This window comes from Fenollaria sp. C0166D3, from assembly GCF_056590255.1.
On record NZ_JBWPVU010000001.1, the window covers coordinates 49,081 to 69,472 of the forward strand.

17 protein-coding genes are annotated in these 20,392 nt (G+C 33.9%); 15 read left to right on the forward strand and 2 right to left on the reverse strand.

Annotated elements, in window-relative coordinates; all coding sequences use genetic code 11:
- Window positions 1–11: 11 nt before the first annotated feature.
- The gene (locus AC1EJ0_RS00210) at window positions 12–863 is read left to right on the forward strand and encodes a YitT family protein (RefSeq protein WP_058260268.1); all 852 of its coding nucleotides are present in this window, start codon (window positions 12–14) and stop codon (window positions 861–863) included.
- Window positions 864–881: 18 nt separating this feature from the next.
- Window positions 882–2,045: a MalY/PatB family protein gene (locus tag AC1EJ0_RS00215; RefSeq protein WP_480022891.1), complete on the forward strand. Its 1,164-nt coding sequence runs from the start codon at window positions 882–884 to the stop codon at window positions 2,043–2,045.
- A 31-nt stretch (window positions 2,046–2,076) separates the two neighbouring features.
- On the opposite strand, the gene AC1EJ0_RS00220 is transcribed toward AC1EJ0_RS00215, so the two are convergent.
- Window positions 2,077–3,771: a gluzincin family metallopeptidase gene (locus tag AC1EJ0_RS00220; RefSeq protein ID WP_480022890.1), complete on the reverse strand. Its 1,695-nt coding sequence runs from the start codon at window positions 3,769–3,771 to the stop codon at window positions 2,077–2,079.
- Between the two features lie 173 nt (window positions 3,772–3,944).
- On the opposite strand from AC1EJ0_RS00220, the gene rpsD reads away from it, so the two are divergent.
- Window positions 3,945–4,538 carry a 30S ribosomal protein S4 gene (gene rpsD / locus AC1EJ0_RS00225; RefSeq protein WP_294797211.1) on the forward strand — a complete coding sequence of 198 codons (594 nt, stop codon included), beginning with the start codon at window positions 3,945–3,947 and terminating at the stop codon, window positions 4,536–4,538.
- A gap of 82 nt (window positions 4,539–4,620) precedes the next feature.
- Here the strand turns inward: rpsD and AC1EJ0_RS00230 are convergent, their stop codons facing one another.
- Window positions 4,621–5,502 carry a DUF4300 family protein gene (locus AC1EJ0_RS00230; protein ID WP_480022889.1) on the reverse strand — a complete coding sequence of 294 codons (882 nt, stop codon included), beginning with the start codon at window positions 5,500–5,502 and terminating at the stop codon, window positions 4,621–4,623.
- Window positions 5,503–5,676: 174 nt separating this feature from the next.
- Here AC1EJ0_RS00230 and AC1EJ0_RS00235 point away from each other — a divergent pair, with 174 nt between their 5' ends.
- From AC1EJ0_RS00235 to mfd, 12 genes are all read left to right on the forward strand, one after another.
- Window positions 5,677–6,966: a M18 family aminopeptidase gene (locus AC1EJ0_RS00235; RefSeq protein ID WP_480022888.1), complete on the forward strand. Its 1,290-nt coding sequence runs from the start codon at window positions 5,677–5,679 to the stop codon at window positions 6,964–6,966.
- On the forward strand, window positions 6,966–7,991 hold the full coding sequence (locus AC1EJ0_RS00240; protein ID WP_480022887.1) for a lysylphosphatidylglycerol synthase transmembrane domain-containing protein: 1,026 nt from the start codon (window positions 6,966–6,968) through the stop codon (window positions 7,989–7,991). Before AC1EJ0_RS00235 ends, AC1EJ0_RS00240 begins: the two co-directional genes overlap by 1 nt.
- Window positions 7,984–8,661: a hydrolase gene (locus tag AC1EJ0_RS00245; RefSeq protein ID WP_480022886.1), complete on the forward strand. Its 678-nt coding sequence runs from the start codon at window positions 7,984–7,986 to the stop codon at window positions 8,659–8,661. Before AC1EJ0_RS00240 ends, AC1EJ0_RS00245 begins: the two co-directional genes overlap by 8 nt.
- Window positions 8,662–8,808: 147 nt before the next feature.
- A complete protein-coding gene (locus tag AC1EJ0_RS00250; RefSeq protein ID WP_480022885.1) occupies window positions 8,809–9,639 on the forward strand; it encodes a CvfB family protein in 831 nt (276 codons plus the stop codon).
- 1 nt (window position 9,640) lies between these two features.
- Complete coding sequence (locus AC1EJ0_RS00255; protein WP_480022884.1) at window positions 9,641–10,135, forward strand: TDE2712 family protein; 495 nt, start codon at window positions 9,641–9,643, stop codon at window positions 10,133–10,135.
- A gap of 22 nt (window positions 10,136–10,157) precedes the next feature.
- Window positions 10,158–10,949, forward strand: coding sequence for an ABC transporter ATP-binding protein (locus AC1EJ0_RS00260; protein ID WP_480022883.1), 792 nt, complete (start codon window positions 10,158–10,160; stop codon window positions 10,947–10,949).
- Window positions 10,942–12,591, forward strand: a complete 1,650-nt coding sequence (locus AC1EJ0_RS00265; protein ID WP_480022882.1) for a hypothetical protein — start codon at window positions 10,942–10,944, stop codon at window positions 12,589–12,591. Before AC1EJ0_RS00260 ends, AC1EJ0_RS00265 begins: the two co-directional genes overlap by 8 nt.
- A gap of 8 nt (window positions 12,592–12,599) precedes the next feature.
- Window positions 12,600–13,982, forward strand: a complete 1,383-nt coding sequence (locus AC1EJ0_RS00270) for an MATE family efflux transporter (RefSeq protein WP_480022881.1) — start codon at window positions 12,600–12,602, stop codon at window positions 13,980–13,982.
- Window positions 13,982–15,373, forward strand: coding sequence for a bifunctional UDP-N-acetylglucosamine diphosphorylase/glucosamine-1-phosphate N-acetyltransferase GlmU (glmU, locus tag AC1EJ0_RS00275; RefSeq protein WP_480022880.1), 1,392 nt, complete (start codon window positions 13,982–13,984; stop codon window positions 15,371–15,373). Before AC1EJ0_RS00270 ends, glmU begins: the two co-directional genes overlap by 1 nt.
- Complete coding sequence (locus tag AC1EJ0_RS00280) at window positions 15,370–16,320, forward strand: ribose-phosphate diphosphokinase (RefSeq protein WP_058260282.1); 951 nt, start codon at window positions 15,370–15,372, stop codon at window positions 16,318–16,320. The genes glmU and AC1EJ0_RS00280 overlap by 4 nt, the downstream gene beginning before the upstream one ends.
- Complete coding sequence (gene pth / locus AC1EJ0_RS00285; protein WP_320604150.1) at window positions 16,320–16,883, forward strand: aminoacyl-tRNA hydrolase; 564 nt, start codon at window positions 16,320–16,322, stop codon at window positions 16,881–16,883. Before AC1EJ0_RS00280 ends, pth begins: the two co-directional genes overlap by 1 nt.
- 7 nt (window positions 16,884–16,890) lie before the next feature.
- On the forward strand, window positions 16,891–20,367 hold the full coding sequence (gene mfd / locus AC1EJ0_RS00290; RefSeq protein ID WP_480022879.1) for a transcription-repair coupling factor: 3,477 nt from the start codon (window positions 16,891–16,893) through the stop codon (window positions 20,365–20,367).
- The last annotated feature ends 25 nt before the right edge of the window (window positions 20,368–20,392 follow it).

Below are 20,392 nucleotides of genomic sequence, written 5' to 3' on the forward strand. Positions count from 1 at the left end.
GAAGGTATAAAATGAACGCAAAATTAAAGTCTAATTTATTAATAGTTTTGGGAGCCTTTATGGTTGCCATAGCAGTTTATTTCTTTTTGACTCCAACTAATATGACTATAGGTGGAGCAACAGGCATAGCCATAGTCTTGTCATACTTATTAAATTTGCCAATGAGCTATGTTTTATTTGCAACTAACATAGTTTTGTTCGCGCTAGGTTTTTTATTTATAGGTAATAAATTTGGTATAAAGACAGTACTTACATCACTTGGTATTTCGTTTATAATATTTATTTTAGAAAAAGTAATTCCGCTAGATGGTCCGATAGTTGATGACATGCTCTTACAAATGATCATTGCAGTTATAGTTTCTGCAGTAGGTATGGCCATCATACTTAATCAATATGCATCTATTGGTGGAACAGATATATTATCAAAGATTATAAATAAATTCACGGGACTTGATCTAGGTAAGGGCGTTTTGCTATGTGACCTAGTAATCACGCTATTTGTTGGCATTGTATTTGGTCTAGAGATAGGACTTTATTCCTTGCTTGGAATAATAATGAACGGACTAATCATAGATTTTACTATAGATGGTTTGAACACATCTAAAAACATCATCATAAATACTGAAGATCCAGAACTTGTTAAGAATTACATCGTTAAGGACCTTAATCACTCAGCTAACCTTTATAAAGCTGTTGGAGCTTATACTGGCGAAGAGCGTACGGTTATTATGACTGTTTGTTCAAGAAGGGATTACTTGCTTCTTAAGAGATTTATTCAAAAGAATGCACCTAATTCATTCTTGGTTGTAATGAACGCAAGTGAAGTATATGGATTTAGATGGAGAAATATTTTAGACTTATAATTTACTTTTGGAGGTACTATGTTTGATTTTGATGAAATAATTGATAGAAGATCTTTATCAAGCGCCAAGTATGAACATTCGCGCTTATCTGGTAACGACGAGACTGTAATACCATTTACAATAGCTGACATGGATTTTAAAACTGCTCCAGAGGTTAAAGCTGCCTGCCTAAAGAGAGCTGATAGAGATTTTTACAGCTACACAATACCAAGCGATGATGATTATGAAGCAATAATCAATTGGCAAAAGGATATGCATGAGCTTGATATTAAGAAAGAGTGGATAGTATTTACACCAGGTACTGTTCCAGGACTTGATCTTCTTATAAGAACTATAATAGAAGATGGCGAGAAGATTATTATACAGACACCGGTTTATCCACCATTCTTTAGCTTCTCTAACTTAAAGAATATGGAGATTCTTGAAAATAAACTACTTTTTGAAGATGGCAAATACAAGATAGATTTTGAAGATTTAGAAGAAAAAGCTAAAGAGGCAAAAGCACTAGTCCTTTGCAATCCACACAATCCAGTTGGCAGAGTATGGACTAAGCCTGAACTTGAAAAGATATCTGAAATTGCTTACAAACACAATCTATATATATTAAGCGACGAAATGCATCAAGATTTTACTTTTAATGGCAATTTTTATACGCCTATGATGAGAGTGTTCAAAAATTATGAAAAAGTGGTTTCATTTATGGCGCCGTCAAAAACATTTAACATAGCGGGTCTAACTACTTCATATGCTATAATCCCTGATGATGATTTAAGAGCAAAGGTTAATGATGTAGCTAGTAAGTCCTTAATGGGCGGAGTAAATCCATTTGGCTTATGTGCTCTTAAAGCTGCCTACAATGACAGCAGAGACTGGTACAAAGAGATGATAAAGTACTTAGAAGGAAATATAAACTATGTTTCAGAAGAATTTTCTAAGATAGATGGCATTAAATTTCAAAAGCCTGAAGGAACTTATTTAATCTGGGTAGATTTATCTGATTTAAATTGTGATCCAAAGAAAATGCATGAGGTATTTTTTAAGAATAAGATATTCTTATCAGACGGAACAACATTTGGCGATAAGTATTCTGTCAGAATAAATCTAGCTTATCCAAGAAAGATAATTGAGTTCTTAGTAGAACGTTTCAAAAAATCTATTGAAGAGATAAAAGCATTAAGTTAATATAAAGAAAAATATAGAGAGCATTAGCCCTCTATATTTTTTTATATTCACTAGCTAAATTGTCTATATATTTGATTACTATATCTTTAATATTTTCCTCGATGAATGGATTTTTAAGTCCACTAAGCTCAATACTTTTTAAGAAATCTTCTTTGCTGGCGTTCTCCATAAGCGTAGTCATCTTTTTTAAAGCATTTTCTCTGTCATCTGTGAAATTATTATAATAATCAAGGCCACTTAAAGCGCCTAAAGCGTAGTTAATTGACAGCATCGGCGTGTTGAATAAGGTGTGGTAGTTAAGCCACCACATGCCGACATCGAAAACATCTTGCTCTATTTTTAAAAAAGGAAAATACTCTGAGTGAAGCTGTCTAAAGATTTCATATCTTTCGTCTACATCGGTCTTTATATCTAGGTAGAGACTCTCTTCAAACTCATTTATCAAGCAGTAGAAGAGTATATCATACAAAACTTTTATCTTATATGCAAGAGCATATTTTTTGGCGTCTTTAGTAAATAGTTCTTCTGCAAAGCTTAAGATTATGAAGGAAAAGGCAGTGGAGTAAGCGCGAACTATATCGTCCTGCGGATTGGTATACTCAATAAGCTCGTTGTAGGAGCTTACGTAGTTAATCAAAGTGTAGCTAAGACAAGTGATAAAATTCGAAAAGTCTTTGTCGCTTCCTTTATAATTTGTAAAGATGTATGAGATATCATAGTTATGAAGGTATGAGGCATAGGTCATATTGACCTTATTAGCTCTCGGTTCTAAGTCTAGACTATTCTCATCAAAGATCTTATTAATTATTTTTGAAAGGTATGGATTGTATCTCTCTAAATTTTTAGCTATAGTCTTTAATAATAGGTAAGGATCCTTTAATGGCATTGGATTGTAGTCTTTAAAGTAGACTCTTAAGTCATAGGTATATAAAGCATCTATGCCAAGCTTATCCTTTTGTATATCCGAAATGGTGTGAGCGTTAGAAGCAAGATACTTCTTAATCGCATTTCTAAATCCAATTATGTCATTGTGGTCGTAATCAATTCTGCACCTGTCCTTATCAGAGAAGTCAAGGTAGCCATCAAAGCCAAGCCTCTTTGCAATTTTATGCCTAATAACAACAAGATCTCTATACTTTTCAGCGTAATACTCTTTGTTCTGAGCATTATTATTGTTCATGGCAATCATAAGCTTCTTTCTTTTTTCTCTATCGGGAAGCGAAATATATTTAGCTAAATTTTTATTAGTTATTTTTTCATCATCGCAATAGATTTCTTGTGAATCTCTATAGTCAATAATCTCTTTTAGTATTTTATTCTCGTTAATATTTAGGCCGATTACGTCTTTAGAGTATAGGTTTTGCATTATTTCAAGCTTATCAAAGAAATATTTGCCCCATCTTTTTTTAAGCCTATCCAAGTCATCATCATCTAATAAAGTCTGAGCAAATTTAACGCAGGCCTTATTAAACTCATCCTCATTAGCTTCAAAATAATTAAACTCATCACTAAAGAAATTGTTTGAACTATCCTGTGTATATCTTATAAACACATACTCGTAGAAGTTATCGTAGCGCCTTTTAATTATGTCTACAGCTCTGATTAAGCTGTTCTTCTCATCAAAATTTTTAGTTCTTGCTAGGCGAGTGGCATAAAAATTAATAAGGTTAGCTTCGCTTAGTATATCTATTCTTTTGTAATACTTTTCTATATCTTCAAATTTCATTTTATTCATCCTTTATATTTATATAAATAATTATATATCATTATTAAAGCTTTTTCAATCAAATATGAATATTTACAGAAAAATTAAAAAAGTAGTTGACAAGGCTTATCATATGTGATAGAATGTGAATGTTAAAAATATACCGCGGCAAATATATTTTTAGAGGTGTTTTAATGTCAAGTTTAAACGGACCAAGAGTAAGAACGGTCAGAAGATTAGGCTTAAATGTCTATGGATTAGCGAAAGCTAATAAAGGTATGAAAAAAGGAGCTGCACGTTCAGATAAGAAATTATCTAACTACGGACTTCAATTACTAGAAAAGCAAAGATTAAGAGCTTACTACGGAGTGCCAGAAGTTCAATTAAAGAAGGCGTTCTTAAAAGCTAAGAAATCTAAGGACCAAACAGGTCACGCTCTTATCAAATTACTTGAAACAAGATTAGATGCATTTGTTCTTAGAGCAGGATTTGCTCAATCAATCAGACAAGCAAGACAAATGGTTGTTCACGGACACATTCTTGTTGATGGTAAGAGAGTAGATAAACCAGCTTATCAATTACAAGTTGGACAAAAGATTAGCTTAAAAGAAAAATCAAGATCAAACGAAATGTTCAAGGAAAACTTCCAAACAGTTGTTGGAAACTCATATCCTTACATTGAAAAAGACATTGATAAATTCGAAGCTGTTCTAGCAAGATTACCAGAAAGAGAAGAAATTCCAATAGAAATCGAAGACGTTTACGTAGTAGAATATTATTCTCATTAATAAATTAGCTCTCAGTACATATGTGCTGAGAGCTTTTTCATGTATATACTTATTTTATTTTAATGGGAGCAATCCGTCTTTTTTAATATGTGAAAACTTTGTCGTTTTCTGTAATTATGGCTTCGTGAGTATTTTCGCCCATGTCTTGATTGTACTTCTTCATCAAGTAGTCGTAAAGATCTTTCTTTGAGCTAAACTTAAGCAATTGATATGGCTCTTGGAAGCTTAATTTTTCTAAGAAGTAAACTTTGCCTTGATCTTCATACATAAGTCCAGTGTGACCAATGAACAAAATGTTTCCGTCAATCTCATCATTTGAGTTTAAGTAGACAGAAACTACTTTTACATCGTCATTCTTAAATTTAATACCTCTTTCATTAAACTCATTAATAATTAGATCTTCATACTTTGCTTTTTCATCTTTAATATTGATTGGGGCATAGTAAGTAATAAATTTCTTTAATTCATCTTCATTAAATAATTTTTTGTCGCTTATTGCTTTTTTATCAAAATCCAAAACAGAAGATTTATCTTCAAGCTCTTTAGCAATGTCTAAGCTATGCTTCATAAGTGTAAATGTTGTTATTCTGCAGTTTACGCCTAAGAAATCAGGATTATTTTCTGAAAATTTATCCATGCTATTATAATAAGCAACTTCATCATTATACTTAGTGAAGTCACTAGCCAGTTCATTTGCATCCGCACTTTCGTTGTACTCATCAAGATTTTTAATGAATGCATTTACGTCTCCATCGTCAAGGCCCTTATCACTAAGAGTCTTTTTTAATTCGTCCTTAGTCTCATCCTTTGTAAGATTAGTGTACATTATAGTGTCGTCGTCCTTGTCACTTGGCTCCTCAGTCTCGTTAGCAGCTGGACCATCTGCATCATTAGTCTTAGGCGAGCATGAGACAAGTAGGGCCGCCATAGACAATGCTAATAGAATTTTAAATATATTTTTCATATAACCACCTCAAGTAAAATTATAATTTACTGGGGAGCACTTGTCAATTAGGCAAAGCTTACAAAATAGTAACAATTTCACCATAATTATATCGATGGAGATGTATAAACTCTTTATCTTGACATAAAATAAAGCATCGTTTATAATTGAATTATATAAAAAGGAGGAATCGATATGAATTCAAAAGATTTAGCAATGGATTTAATTAATTTTATTGACGCAAGTCCATGTGCCTTTTTTGCTGTTAAGGCAATTGAAGAAGAACTAAATAAGAATGACTATAAAGAACTTAAAGAAGAGGACAAGTGGGACTTAGACTTAGGCGGAAAGTACTTTGTAAAGAAGAATGATTCAGCTATCTTAGCTTTTGACTTGCCAAAGACTAAGGAAGATCTTGCTTTTAAGATCATCGCATCTCACTCAGATAGCCCATGCTTTAGAATAAAGCCAGCAGCTGATATATATCAAAACGGCTATCACAAGCTTAATACTGAGGTTTATGGCGGTGCCATCTTACACACTTGGTTTGACAGAGCTTTATCAATTGCTGGTAGAGTATATACAAAGAACGAAAAGGACGCACTTCATCCTCATATGCACCTTGTAAATATTGACAAGGACTTAATGAGCATAGTAAGTCTATGTATACATCAACACAGAGAAGTGAATAAGGGTTTTGAAATAAATGCTCAAAAGGATACACTTCCAATTCTTGAACTAATTAATGATACTATGGAAAAACTTAAATTGGAAGATATTTTAGCAAAAGAACTAAAAGTAGCTAGAGAAGATATCCTTGATTTTGATTTATTCTTATACGATAGAGAAGGCGGTAAGATACTTGGTTTAAATGACGAGTTTATGCAAATAGGTAGACTTGACAACTTAGCTATGGCTCATCTATCATACAAGGCTTTATTAGCTAATGAGGCTTCAGATGCGATAAATCTAATCTACGTTTCAGATAACGAAGAAGTTGGTTCTATGACTAAGCAAGGCGCTAACAGTCCATTCTTAAAGAATGTAATGAGAAGAGTAGTACTAGCACTTGGCTTAGATGATGAAGAATTTTACAGAGCAAAGGCAAAATCATTTATGATATCATCTGACCTTGCTCACGCTTATCACCCAAATTATCCTGAAAAGTGCGATATAACTAACTTACCTAAGATGGGCGAGGGCGTTTGCATCAAGTATGCTGCAAATCAAAGCTACACATCAGATGCAGAGTCAGCTTCTGTATTTAAGCAATTTGCAGAAAAAGCTGGAGCAAAGGTACAAGCTTTCTTAAATAGATCAGACGTTCGTGGCGGCTCAACTATTGGCCCAATAAGCTCAACACAATTAGATATAAAATCAGTGGACATTGGTAACCCAATACTTGCTATGCACTCAGTTAGAGAGTTTGGCAGCGTTGAAGATCATTATAATTTGTATAAGATATTTACAGAATTTTTTAAATAATGAAAAATAAAAAGACGAAGATTTTTTCCTTGGTCGTTATAGCAATATCCATAGTTGCTGTAATTTTAAGCGCTTATTTTATAGACGGACCTGAAAAAATATTTCAAACAGTTCGCCAAGCAAAGGCGCCTTACTTAGTACTAGCTGCCTTTTTAATGTTTTTATTCTGGTTCTTTGGATCTTTATCATTAAATTCTTTGTTAAAGGTTCTTGGAGCTGGATTAAGACCAGTTGATTCATTTAAAGTAACTATGACTGGAGCATTTTTTAATGCTATAACGCCGTCATCAACTGGTGGACAGCCAATGCAAGTTTTAAGGATGAGAGATTATGGCTTGGCTCCGGGATTATCATCTTCAGTTATAATACTACTGATTATTATCAATAATTTGGTTACACTAATACTAGCGATATTCTCAATGATATTTTCATATAAGAATTTAGGAGAAAAATTATTTAGCTCAGTATTGATGCTAGCAGGTGTATTTTTAAGCCTTATAGTGACTTTTGTAATAACATCTGTAATTATATTTCCAAATAAGAGCAAGAAATTAATGGTAAAAGTAGTAAGATTTTTTAACAAGAAGAATCCTGATGAAAAAATTAAAAAATTTGAAAAGCAAATAGATTCTTTTTATGACTCTTTTAGAGTTTTCAAGTGCGAAGGCTTATACAAATTGCTTCCGTGTGCTTTTTTTGTAGCGCTACAAAACATATCACTATGGACAGTTCCTCACGTTGTTTTCTCAGCTTTTGGAGCTGTAACTACTAATGCGGTACTAAGTGTATGTGCTGCTTGTTTAGTAGCTCTTATATCTGGCTTTGTACCACTACCTGGGGCTGCCCTTGGAGCAGAGGGAGCCTTTGTAAGCATTTTTAAACCTTTATATACTAATATCTCATCAGTTGGGATAGTAGTAATCTTATGGAGGCTATTTACTTTTTATATGCCAATTATAGTTGGGGCATTTTTCTGTATTAATTTTAAAAAAGAAGTAGAAAAAGAGGTAGAAAAAAATGAATAATGATGAAAAAAAGTATGTGCCAAGCGTTGAAACAATCCTTAGAAGACACGTACAAAAGGTACCTGAAGCCGTTTATAGATGCTCAGGCATAAACATAAAGGGTAAAAGAATAAAGTCATTAGTTTTCTCAACAGACGTTGCCATCATTAGAAATACCAATGCAGATGGAGTTATAGCTGTATATCCATTCACACCAGAGCTATCTATAACTAAGGCGATACTTGATGTATCACCAGGGCCTGTCTTTGTTGGCGTTGGTGGCGGCTTAACTACTGGACAAAGAAGTATACAGATAGCTTTTCAAGCGGAATTATATGGAGCCTTTGGTGTAGTGGTTAACGCGCCTATGAAGAATGAAGTAATTAAAGAGATGTCTGAGTATATTGATATACCTGTCATAGCCTCCATTGCTTCATACAACGATGATATTGAAGGCAAGATCAATGCTGGAGCAAGGATACTTAACATAGCTGGTGGAAAAGACACAGCAAACTTAATTAGACATGTAAGAAAGATTGTCGGAGATAAGTTTCCTATCATAGCTACAGGCGGCCACAGTGACGAACATATACTTGAGACTATAAATGCAGGAGCAAACTGTCTTTCATACACACCAAGAACATCACCAGAGATACTAGAAGACATCATGATTGCTTATAGAGACAAATAAAGTAATTCACCTCTAGCTTTAGAGGTGTTTTTCATGCGCCAATGATTTTTATTCAATCGATTAAGACTCTTATATTGACTAGACTTGTATTGAAAAAAATTATTGTTTATGATATAATTATCATGAAATTTTATGTAGAGGTATTAAATGAACAATTTAGGAAAAACAATTGAAGCAAAAGTAATTAATCACAAAGGTGATGAATATACTCTTGAAGACTTTGATAAAAACACTTATCGTATTAAGTCTAATGAAAGGAACTATGACATAGGAGATACTGTTAAAATTTTCAACTATCCAGTTGATAATGAGATTGTATCTACTTTTCGCATGCCATTTATAGAACTAGGCGAGATTAGGGAGCTAAAGGTAGTTAGTAAGACAAGGATAGGCTACTTCTTAAACATGGGCCTCGATAAGGACGTCTTGCTACCATTTTCAGAGACAATAAGGGAGCCAAAACTTAATTCCATGGTTCTAGTCAAGCTATATATAGATAAGTCTGGTAGACTTGCGACAACTATGAAGATAAGAAAGACTTTAGAGAGATCTAGTGGTATTCACAAAGGCGACATTGTAGATGGTGTTATTTATAATATTTCTAGAGAATTTGGCTTGTTTGTTGCAGTTGACGACAAATATGAAGCCATGGTTCAAAAGAAGGATGTCTTTGAAGACTACGATCTAGGTGAGAGAATGAAGTTTAGGGTACAGGCTGTTCGCGACGACGGAAGGCTTATACTAAGTACTAAGCTTGAAAAGTCGGCTTATGACGAGCACAAGAGTGATTCACTAAAGGTTTATGAAATACTACTAAAGAATAAAGGAAAGATGAATTACGCAGATAAGAGCGATCCTGACGAGATTAGGAAGGTTTTTAACATGAGTAAGTCATCATTTAAAAGGGCAATCGCCATTTTGTATAGACAAAGAAAAATAATTATTAATGACGATTCCATCGAAATTAAGGAGGATTAATATGTCAGTACAAATTAACACAGAAGTAATTGAAATGATGCTTTTCTTTTGGCAAAGCATTTCAGAAAGAGAAAAGGTTTCTGAAGACTACATCAGAAGCGTAGCAGAAAGAGATGAGATGAAATACACATTCTGCGAAGGTTTCAATGAAGAATCAGTTAGAAAAGTATTATCAGCTATATCAAATAACGAACTTTTAAGCGACGCTTCAAAAGAAGAAAAGAAATTCTGGAATAACAATATGTGGATGACAGAAGACTTAGGCGTTGTTAACATGATGGTTGAGCCAATCAAAAAACTTAACCTAGACGGAATTGACGCAGATAAGACACTTATCTTCGTTCCAGGACATTTAGAAGAAAAATATATTGACGGAGATACTATAGTAGTGAACTTCTTCAAAATAAGCGTAGATATCTTCGGAGGAACAGGAGCAGTTACAGTTAACGGTAAGGATTTCAAAGACTATATCGTAGACTTAGTTAAAGCTAATTAATCTATTAAACACAGGAGGAAATATGGAAATATTAAAAGTAGAGCACTTATCTAACGCTTTTGACGGTAAAGAAATCTTAAAAGATGTAAACTTTTCAGTCAATTCTGGCGAAATCATTGGCTACATTGGACCTAATGGAGCTGGTAAATCAACAACTATAAAAATAATTATGGGTCTAAATAGAGATTACTACGGAGATGTTTCTGTATTTGGAAAGAATATTAAAAACTCACTTGATTATAAGAAGAGGATAGGTTACGTGCCAGAAGCAAGTGAAGTTTATGAGAATTTAACTGCAAGAGAAAACATAGAGCTAAATGCGGCTCTATACGAAATTGATGTTGAAAGCGCTGTCAAGAGAGCTAAGACTATGCTTGAAGTGCTTGATATGAAAGATGCGATGGATTCACAAATATCATCATTTTCAAAGGGTATGAGGCAAAAGTATCTATTTGTCTTGTCACTATTACACGATCCAGACATAGTCTTTCTAGATGAGCCACTGAGCGGTATAGACGCAAACTCTGTACTCGTTATAAAAGAAATTCTTGCTACACTTAAGAATAAGGGCAAGACTATATTTTACTCATCACATATCTTAGAGGTAGTTGAAAAGTTATCTGACAAGATTATACTTTTACAAAATGGCAAAGTTATCTTGAACGACAGTATTGACAATATCAAAAAATCACTAAATAACAGCGAGGACAATGAAGAATCACTTGAAAATATATTTAATGAAGTAACTGGTTTTACTAATCATAAAGAATTAGCGGAAGAATTTGTTGCGGCTATGGGTGAGAGCGATGTTTAAATTATTCTCACTAAAAGTGCTTGACTTATTCAAGCCGCTTTTTAGAGGACTAAAAGTTGATTATGACAAGCTTAGAGCAATACTTAAAGCTAAGCTAATTATGGAGAATAGAAGGACATCTGCCTTTTCCAACAGCTTTTCGGGTCAAGAAAGCAAGAGCAAAGTAAGTGAATTCTTTCAAAACAATAGCTTTTTCAAGAAAGGCTACATATTATTTTTGATATATGGCCTGATCTTAGCTGGACTTTGCGCTAGTGTTGATGATGTAAAAACAAGGTACACAGCTCTTTTTGCTGTGGGTATATTTTTGTTCTTTGCAGGTATAGTGGTTGACTTTACTGAAGTTCTTATAGATACCAGAGACAGAGATATACTTCTTTATAAGCCTGTTGGCGAAAGAGAAGTAAACTTAGCAAGATTGATCTCACTAATTATATACATTGTAAAGCTAAGCTTAATTATGTTTGGTCCGACACTAATAATTACATTAGTTAAAAGGCCACAAGAGTTTTTAATACTACTTTTAGAAGTAATTATGCTTTCAATAAGCCTAGTTATGTTTGAATACATTTTTTATTATGTATTATTTAAAATATTTAAAAATCTTAATATAAAATCTATAATAACAACAGTTCAAGTACTGATCTTTGTTATATTAATGATAGGCTTTCAAATAATTGCCAACACTATTGACAAAGAGACAGCTTTAAGAGTATTTACAAGTGAGTCATTTAAATATTTATTTATACCGATGTGGTTTACAGGACCATTTGAACTCATTTATGGCAATTTTGATACTATAAATATAATTTATACAGTTTTATTAATAGTACTATTCATAGCTCTTATAGCTATAAACACAGCTATATCTAAGGATTTTGAAGAGATATTATCTAAGAAGGATAAAGTAATTATAAATAAAAAGTCAAGCTTTTTACAAAGACTTACAAATAAATTCTTTGCTAAGAACGATATGGAGAAGGCTGGGGTAAACATGGTCTTTTGGATGAAGGGCTCTGATGAAAAACTAAAGTTTCAACTCGGATCTTTATCACTAATGATTATAGTTTATCCATTGATATTTTATTTTGCTATGTTTAAAAAGGGTAGCGACCCAATGGCTGAAACAGCTTTAAAAGATCATGCGAGGTTTGTGACTTTAATTAATTATATGTCGGCAATGATGGCTATGAGTATTTGGCAAATTTTAAATTATGCTACAAATTATAAAGCATCAATAATACATTTAATCACAGGCAATCTAAGACTTAAAGAATATAGAAATGGTGTAAAAAAAGGAGGCTTATTTGCTTTTATATTTGTGCCAATACTCATAAATGCGATGATAATGTCATTCTTTATAAGAAATGCTTGGTTTATTGACTACATCAATCCAATAATATTTATAATGCTATCATGTATTATTGCTTCAGAGCTTATGCTTAAGAATATACCATTCTCAATGGATGTTGCAAAAATTAAGAATGGACAAAAGGGATATTTCTGGGCCGGTATGGCAGCTATGCTTATAACAGCTGTGCTTACAGGACTTAATGCCCTATTAATATTCTTAAATACACCTTTTATATATCTATATTCATTACTTGGTTTAGGAGCGCTAATATATTTACTAAAGAAATAGGGGACGAGATGGCTTTAGATTTAGAAGAAAGAAAACAATTAATACTGCATGGTGATATGAGAAAAGCGATTATTACGCTTGCAACACCTATAGTTTTGAATAATTTAATACAAACATTATACAATTTAGTAGATTCATTTTGGGTCAGCGGCATAGGAGAAACAAGTTTTGCAGCAACAGGTTTTGTTTGGCCAATACTATTCTTGTTCATTTCAATTGGTATCGGCCTAAGCATTGCTGGAACTGGAATTATATCTCAGCTTATAGGCCGATCTGATTACGAAAAAGCAAAAGTATATAGAGAAAACCTATATATATTAACCTTTATACTATCAATCATAGTTGTTGTTGTAGGCATACTTTCATCTGGTTCAATAATTAGACTTATGGGCGCCAAGGGAGATTTATATACACAGAGTAAAGACTATCTAGAAATTCTTTATTTAGGCTTTCCCTTTGTTTATTTATATTTTGCAACAAACTCAATATTTCAATCTTCTGGAGACACTAAGACGCCAACAATTATAAGCGGTATTTCCGCTGTGATAAACATGATTTGCGACCCTATATTCATATACGAGAAAGTTCCGTATCTTGGTTTTAAAGGCTTTAATATGGGCATTAAGGGAGCAGCTCTTGCAACTGTAATTTCACAAGCCTTTATGGCTGTAGCGATTATAATCATAGCTAGTAAAAAAGGATTAGTAGATCTTAATTTTTTAAGCTATAAATATGATAAAGAAGCTTCAAATAAAATTTTATCCATAGCACTGCCATCTTGTATAGGTCAGTCAGGTGAGGCACTTGGCTTTATCATCTTAAATGTATTTGTCTTGTCATACGGGCAAGATACACTTACAGCTTTTGTTACTGTCAATAGAGTAACTTCAATCATATCGATGCCACCAGGAGGCATTGGTCAATCTATAGTAAGCATAGTTGGGCAAAATAAAGGTGTCAAGAACTATGATAGAGTTGAGCTTGCTTTTAGAAAGGCTTGTAATATGTCAAATATCGTTACAATATCGGGAGCGATAATCGTTTGGATATTTAGAGATCAAGTCTTAGGGATATTTTTAAAAGAAGCAAGCGAAAATGTAATGTTTTTGTCTAGACAGTTTTTGTTTTTCATACTGATAACAAATTTCTGCATGGGTCTATATAGTGTCTATCAAGGACTTTTCCAAGGCTCGGGCAAAACCGATATGGCTATGAAGATGCTTCTAGGCAGACTTTGGGCACTTAGAATACCTATGATTATAATATTTAAATACGTATTTATGATGGGACCAATAGCGATATGGCTTGCAATGAGTTTATCGAATTTATTTACAGTACTATATGGATACATATTATTTAAGAGCGGTAAATGGAAAGGGGAAATTATATAATGAATCAAGCAATAATTCTAGCAGCCGGAGAAGGCTCTAGAATGAAATCATCATTGATTAAGGTTTTGCATAAGATTAATGGAAAAGTAATGCTAAAGTACGTTTTGGACGCATGCAAAGGAGCTGGCTTTGACAAGAGTTACTTAATCGTTGGTAATAACAAAGACAAGGTTATGGAGGAGTTTTCTTCAGATACGAGCATTTCGTTCATTGAGCAAAAGATGGGTCCAGGAGAGCCTTATGGCACTGGCTATGCAGCATCGCTTGCTAAAGAGCATGTAAATGCTGGTGACAATGTACTAGTAATATTTGGTGACACACCACTGGTTGATGAAGAAGTACTAAAAGATTTTCTTAAATATCACGAGGATAACGATAACAATATGACCATATTAAGCGCTGTCCTTGATGACTGCGAAGGCTATGGAAGGATAGTCAGAGACGATAACAATAATCTAATTAAAATAGTTGAGCAAAAAGATGCGAGTGATGATGAGCTTAAGATAAACGAAGTTAACTCAGGCATATATTGCTTCAAAGGCGAAGACTTTTTAGATGCTATCAATAATCTTAAGAATGATAATGTGAAGAAAGAATATTACTTAACAGATGCACTTTCATATCTACTAAGCAAAGGCAAAAAGGTAAATGCATATATAAGTGATGATCAAAATATTGCTTTAGGCGTTAACAATCAATTAGATTTATCTAAAATTGAAGAGATTGTAAGAAAGAAAATAATTACAAAGTGGATGCTCGAAGGCGTTTACTTCAAGAATCCATCCAATGTATATATAGAAGAAAATGTCAGAATTGGCAGGGATGTAGAGATATATCCAGACGTTATACTTGAAGGCGACACAATAATTGAGGACAATGTAAAGATATATGGCTATACTAGGATTGTTAATTCGCATATAGCTAAAGATGTTACGATAGAGAGCTCCTTAATCGAAGATTCATTTATAGGAGAAAGAACAAAGGTCGGACCAAACGCACATCTTAGACCAAATTCAAAAATTGGTAAAGATTGTAAAGTCGGTAACTTTGTTGAAATAAAAAATGCAAGCTTAGGTGATGGCACTAAAGCTGGCCACTTAGCTTATGTGGGCGATGCTGATGTTGGATGCAATGTCAATATTGGCTGCGGCGTAATATTTGCAAACTACGATGGTAAGGATAAATTTAGATCAAAGGTCGAGGATAACGCTTTTATAGGTAGCAATTCTAATCTAGTTGCACCAGTTGAGATAGGCGAAAACGCTTATGTCGCTGCTGGATCAACTATAATTACGAAAGTTATGAAAGACTCTTTATCTATAGCGAGAGCTAGACAAGTTGATAAGATAGATTGGGTAAAAAATAAAAAAAATATGGAGGAAGAAAAATGAATTCATTTCTAGGACAACTAAAAGTATTAACAGGAAACGCTAACAGACAATTAGCGAAAGACGTATGCAAGCACTTAGGCGCAGAACTTATTGATTCTGAAGTAACTCATTTCTCAGATGGAGAGATAGCTGTAAACATCAAGGAAACAGTTAGAGGCGCTGACGTATTTATCGTTCAACCAACTCATGAACCAGTTAACGATAATCTAATGGAACTTTTAATCATGATTGACGCATGTAAGAGAGCTTCAGCAGGTAGAATCAACGCAGTTATCCCATACTATGGATACGCTAGACAAGACAGAAAGACTAAACCAAGAGAACCAATTACAGCAAAGCTTGTTGCTAATCTAATCGAAAAAGCTGGAGCAGACAGAGCAGTTCTTATGGACCTTCATGCAGGACAAATCCAAGGCTACTTTGATATACCAGTAGACCATCTATCAGCAATAAAGCACTTAGCAGAATACTTCAAGACATTAAATCTAGAAGATGTAGTAGTTGTATCACCAGACCTTGGTGGAGTTACTCGTGCAAGAAATTTTGCTAATGAACTAGACGCTCCTATCGCTATAATCGAAAAGAGAAGACCAAAGCCAAACGTATCAGAAGTTATGAACGTTATAGGCGACGTTGAAGGCAAAACTTGTATCTTAGTTGACGATATCATAGATACAGCTGGAACTATTTGTCATGCAGCTGAATATTTAACTGAAAAGGGCGGAGCAAAGAAGGTTTATGGCTGCGCAACTCACGGTGTATTATCTGGACCAGCTATTGAAAGACTTATCACAAGCAAGCTTGAAGAGTTTGTAATTACAGATACAATTCCTCTAAACATTGGCAATGTAACTGATAAGATCAAAGTAGTAAGCATAGCTGATCAACTAGCTAAGGCAATCGAAAGAATTCATAATAACGAATCAATTAGTTCAATATTTGATTAATGAAACTCATAGTAGGACTAGGCAATCCTGGAGATCGCTTTGACGGAACAAGGCACAATGCCGGCTTTGAGACCATAGATATATTAGCGGACGAACTAAATGTAAAGCTTAATAACGCTAAGTTTCATTCGCAATTTGGCTATACTAATTACAATGGAGACAAGCTTTACTTAATGAAGCCAATGACTTATATGAACGAAAGTGGCATAGCTATAAGAGAGTTTATGGCATATTACAAACTTGATATCAAAGACCTTATAGTTATAGTTGATGATATCGATATTAGCTTTGCTACGATTAGAATAAAAAAGTCAGGTAGCGCTGGTACGCATAACGGTTTAAAGTCTATCGTTTATCAGCTTAATGACGATAAATTCACTAGAGTAAAGCTGGGAGTTGGCAATAAGCCGGAACATTTTGATCTAGCTGACTTTGTTCTGTCTAGATACTCTAAAGAAGAAAAAGTAGATATAGAAAAAACATATAAAAACGCAGCTAAAGCGTGCCTTTGCATACTCGATAAAGGCGAAGATTATGCGATGAATATGTACAACGGAAAATAGGTGGAACATGGATATTTTACAAAAAGGTTTATTAGCTTTTCAATACAAAGATATAGTAAATGACGTTAAGGGCGGCGTAAGTCCTATATTTATTAATGGTCTAGTTGAGGAAGCTATAGGTCTTAGTGTTAAAACTATCCAAGACGAAACAGATACTAGCTCAATTATCATCACTTATGATGAAGCAAGAGCTAGAAGAATTTATGAGGATTTAAAAAATTCTCATGCCAATGTATATTATTTAAAAAAGAGAGAGATGCTTTTTTACAATGTAAGCGACTCCTCTTTAGAAACTGAATATTCAAGGATACAGACACTTATGTCTGTACTTAAGGACAAAAACTCTATTTTGATAATGGATGTGAAGACTCTCGACGAAGAGCTTATCAGTCAAGATATCTATAAGAGCCTAAGTTTTAGCTTGAAGACTAATCAAGTCGTTAATATTGATGACTTAATTACTTCTTTAACTGAGCTTGGTTACAAAAGAGCAAGTATTGCCTCTAATAAAGGTGAATTTGCTCTTAGAGGCTCTATTGTGGATATCTTTGACTCGATATCTGAAATGCCATTTAGGATAGAGTTTTTTTCTGATGAAATTGATTCTATAAGAATATTTGATAAGGATACGCAAAAGACCATTGCTACGACTGATGAGGTCCTAATTAATCCTGCAAGAGAAATTTTAATTCTTGATGAGTATAAAAAAAGCATTATTGATAATTTAAGAAAGGACTTTGACAAGACAAAAGATACGAATAAGAGCTCATACTCTTTAATGAATGAAAAGTTTAAAGAGTATTTTGAGATGCTTGGGGAAGACAGCTTTGATAAGAACAGGTCTTTACTATTAAGATACATACCTGATAAATACAAATGTAGCATCTTTGATTATTTTGATGAGAACACTTATATATACTTAGATGAGAGCAAAAGGCTTGAAGATGAGTATGATAAGTATATTAATTTTCACACTCAAGAGATGGAGTCACTATATAAAAACGGAGAGATACTTCTTAAAGAGTTTAATGCCATCATGTCTTATACTGATGTACTAGCTAGAATTAAGAAGAATAACCTAGCTCTAATCTCAAATATTTTATTAAACACAAAGGATTTCAATCCGAAAGCCATTTACAATTTGCATTTAAATTCAGTAACGAAGTACAATTCGAAGTATGAGGCACTGCTTGATGATTTAAGACACTATAAGTTAAGAGGCTACAAGATTGTTTTATCAATTAAGGACATTGAAAGATACGATAGGATTTACTCTCTTCTAAAAGATAACGACGTAGGCTTTGTGCAAGAGAATGAAATTGAAGATAAATTAATGTCATCTCAGCTATTATTAAGAAATGATTCATCAACGAGAGGCTTTGTCTTTAGCGAGAATAAATTTATTATTCTTTCTGAAAATGATGTATATGGTTCTCAAAAGGAAAAGATTAGAAAGAAGAAATCATCTAAGAAGCTTGATATTTCAGATATATCAGAAGGGACATACATAGTTCACGAGGACCACGGCGTAGGTATATATAAGGGCATAGTTAAGCTAGAAGTGCTTGGCGCGAAGAAAGACTTCTTATATATACAGTACAAAGGCGAGGACAAGCTCTATGTGCCTATCGCTCAGATGGATAGGATACAGAAGTTTTCTGATAAAGACAGTAAAGATGTTAAGATAAATAAACTATCGACAAACGACTGGATAAAGCAAAAGTCTAAGTCAAAGAAAGCTATTGAAAGGATGGCTGAGGATTTAGTCGAGTTATATGCAATAAGAGAAGAAAAAGAAGGCTATGCTTTTTCAAAAGATACAGCTTGGCAAAGAGAGTTCGAAGAGTCGTTCCCATATGAAGAGACAAAAGGACAGCTCGAGGCCATAATTGATATAAAGAGGGATATGGAATCAAATAAGCCGATGGATAGACTTTTATGTGGTGACGTTGGTTTTGGCAAGACAGAGGTTGCTCTTAGAGCCGCTTTTAAAGCCATCATGGACGGTAAGCAAGTAGCTTTCTTGTGTCCGACAACCATACTATGTCAACAGCACTACGAAACTATCATCGAAAGATTTAATAAATATCCAATTCGTTCAGCCATGATGTCACGCTTTAGAACAAGCAAAGAACAAAAGCAAACAGCTGAAGAGCTACAAACGCATAGCATTGACATAGTTGTTGGCACGCATAGACTATTGTCAGATGATGTTAAATTTAAAGATCTTGGTCTATTAATTATAGATGAAGAGCAAAGATTTGGCGTTAGAGACAAAGAAAAGATAAAGAAACTTAAAGAGAACGTTGACGTGCTATCACTTTCAGCGACACCTATACCTAGGACCATGCATATGGCCTTATCAGGCATTAGAAGCATGTCGGTCATAGAAGAGGCGCCACAAGATAGGTACCCGATACAAACATACGTTTTGGAATACAATAAAAGTCTTGTTAGAGACGCTATACTTAAAGAGATGGATAGAGACGGCCAAGTCTTTTTTGTCTTTAACAATGTCGAAAAGATTGAGTCTATGTATAATGAACTCCAAAACCTAGTACCAGAAGCAAGAATCGCCATTGGCCACGGACAAATGACTGAGGCGAAGCTTGAAAAGGTCATGATAGACTTTATGTATCATAAGTATGATGTATTGCTATCGACAACCATAATCGAAACTGGTCTTGATATACCTAATGCAAATACCATCATCGTATATAACTCTGAAAATATGGGCCTAAGCCAGCTTTATCAACTCCGCGGAAGAGTAGGTAGAATGAACAGAATTGCTTACGGCTACTTTACTTATAGAGAAAATAAAGTTCTTACTGAAACGCAAGAGGAGAGACTTAAGGCAATCAAAGAGTTTACTGAGCTTGGCAGCGGATATAAAATTGCTATGCGCGACTTGCAGATAAGAGGCGCAGGCAACCTTTTAGGCACTTCACAACATGGTCACATCGCTGCCATTGGCTACGACTTATATATTAAGTATTTGAACCTTGCCATAAAGAAGCTTAGAGGCTACGAAGTGAAAGAGGATATCGATACAAGAGTTGACATAAACGTAGACGCTTATATACCGGATGACTTTGCACCTGATGAATATGTTAAGATGGATTTATATAAGAAGATAGCTGCCGTTGAAAATGAAGAAATGAAGAGCGAACTTATTGACGAAATTGTCGATAGATTTGCTGACATACCTAAGCCGATAGTAAACTTAATTGATATTAGTGAGATTAGATCCATGGCCAAAGAGTTCTCAATCACATCTATTAACGAAGTGAGTGGCGACTTTAGGATAGAGTTTTTAAACGAGAAAGTCATAAACCCACAGTGGATAGCCGATATTTATAAGAAGTATAAGAACAGACTCTATATCAATAAGAGATATATGAACGTTATAAGGGTCTCTATTGAGGGAGAAAACAAGATAAAGCTTATAAAAGATATATTAATTTTACTTAAAATGAGTAAATAGATAAAAAAAGCTTGAAAAAATATTC

Excerpts from the sequence above, each read along its gene's own strand:
- pth (WP_320604150.1), top strand. The coding sequence starts at position 16,320 with ATGAAACTCATAGTAGGACTAGGCAATCCTGGAGATCGCTTTGACGGA.
- AC1EJ0_RS00255 (WP_480022884.1), top strand. The coding sequence starts at position 9,641 with ATGTCAGTACAAATTAACACAGAAGTAATTGAAATGATGCTTTTCTTT.
- AC1EJ0_RS00260 (WP_480022883.1), top strand. The coding sequence starts at position 10,158 with ATGGAAATATTAAAAGTAGAGCACTTATCTAACGCTTTTGACGGTAAA.
- AC1EJ0_RS00245 (WP_480022886.1), top strand. The coding sequence starts at position 7,984 with ATGAATAATGATGAAAAAAAGTATGTGCCAAGCGTTGAAACAATCCTT.
- AC1EJ0_RS00265 (WP_480022882.1), top strand. The coding sequence starts at position 10,942 with ATGTTTAAATTATTCTCACTAAAAGTGCTTGACTTATTCAAGCCGCTT.
- AC1EJ0_RS00220 (WP_480022890.1), bottom strand. The coding sequence starts at position 3,771 with ATGAAATTTGAAGATATAGAAAAGTATTACAAAAGAATAGATATACTA.
- AC1EJ0_RS00250 (WP_480022885.1), top strand. The coding sequence starts at position 8,809 with ATGAACAATTTAGGAAAAACAATTGAAGCAAAAGTAATTAATCACAAA.
- AC1EJ0_RS00235 (WP_480022888.1), top strand. The coding sequence starts at position 5,677 with ATGAATTCAAAAGATTTAGCAATGGATTTAATTAATTTTATTGACGCA.
- AC1EJ0_RS00230 (WP_480022889.1), bottom strand. The coding sequence starts at position 5,502 with ATGAAAAATATATTTAAAATTCTATTAGCATTGTCTATGGCGGCCCTA.
- AC1EJ0_RS00215 (WP_480022891.1), top strand. The coding sequence starts at position 882 with ATGTTTGATTTTGATGAAATAATTGATAGAAGATCTTTATCAAGCGCC.
- AC1EJ0_RS00240 (WP_480022887.1), top strand. The coding sequence starts at position 6,966 with ATGAAAAATAAAAAGACGAAGATTTTTTCCTTGGTCGTTATAGCAATA.
- mfd (WP_480022879.1), top strand. The coding sequence starts at position 16,891 with ATGGATATTTTACAAAAAGGTTTATTAGCTTTTCAATACAAAGATATA.
- AC1EJ0_RS00270 (WP_480022881.1), top strand. The coding sequence starts at position 12,600 with ATGGCTTTAGATTTAGAAGAAAGAAAACAATTAATACTGCATGGTGAT.
- glmU (WP_480022880.1), top strand. The coding sequence starts at position 13,982 with ATGAATCAAGCAATAATTCTAGCAGCCGGAGAAGGCTCTAGAATGAAA.
- AC1EJ0_RS00210 (WP_058260268.1), top strand. The coding sequence starts at position 12 with ATGAACGCAAAATTAAAGTCTAATTTATTAATAGTTTTGGGAGCCTTT.
- rpsD (WP_294797211.1), top strand. The coding sequence starts at position 3,945 with ATGTCAAGTTTAAACGGACCAAGAGTAAGAACGGTCAGAAGATTAGGC.
- AC1EJ0_RS00280 (WP_058260282.1), top strand. The coding sequence starts at position 15,370 with ATGAATTCATTTCTAGGACAACTAAAAGTATTAACAGGAAACGCTAAC.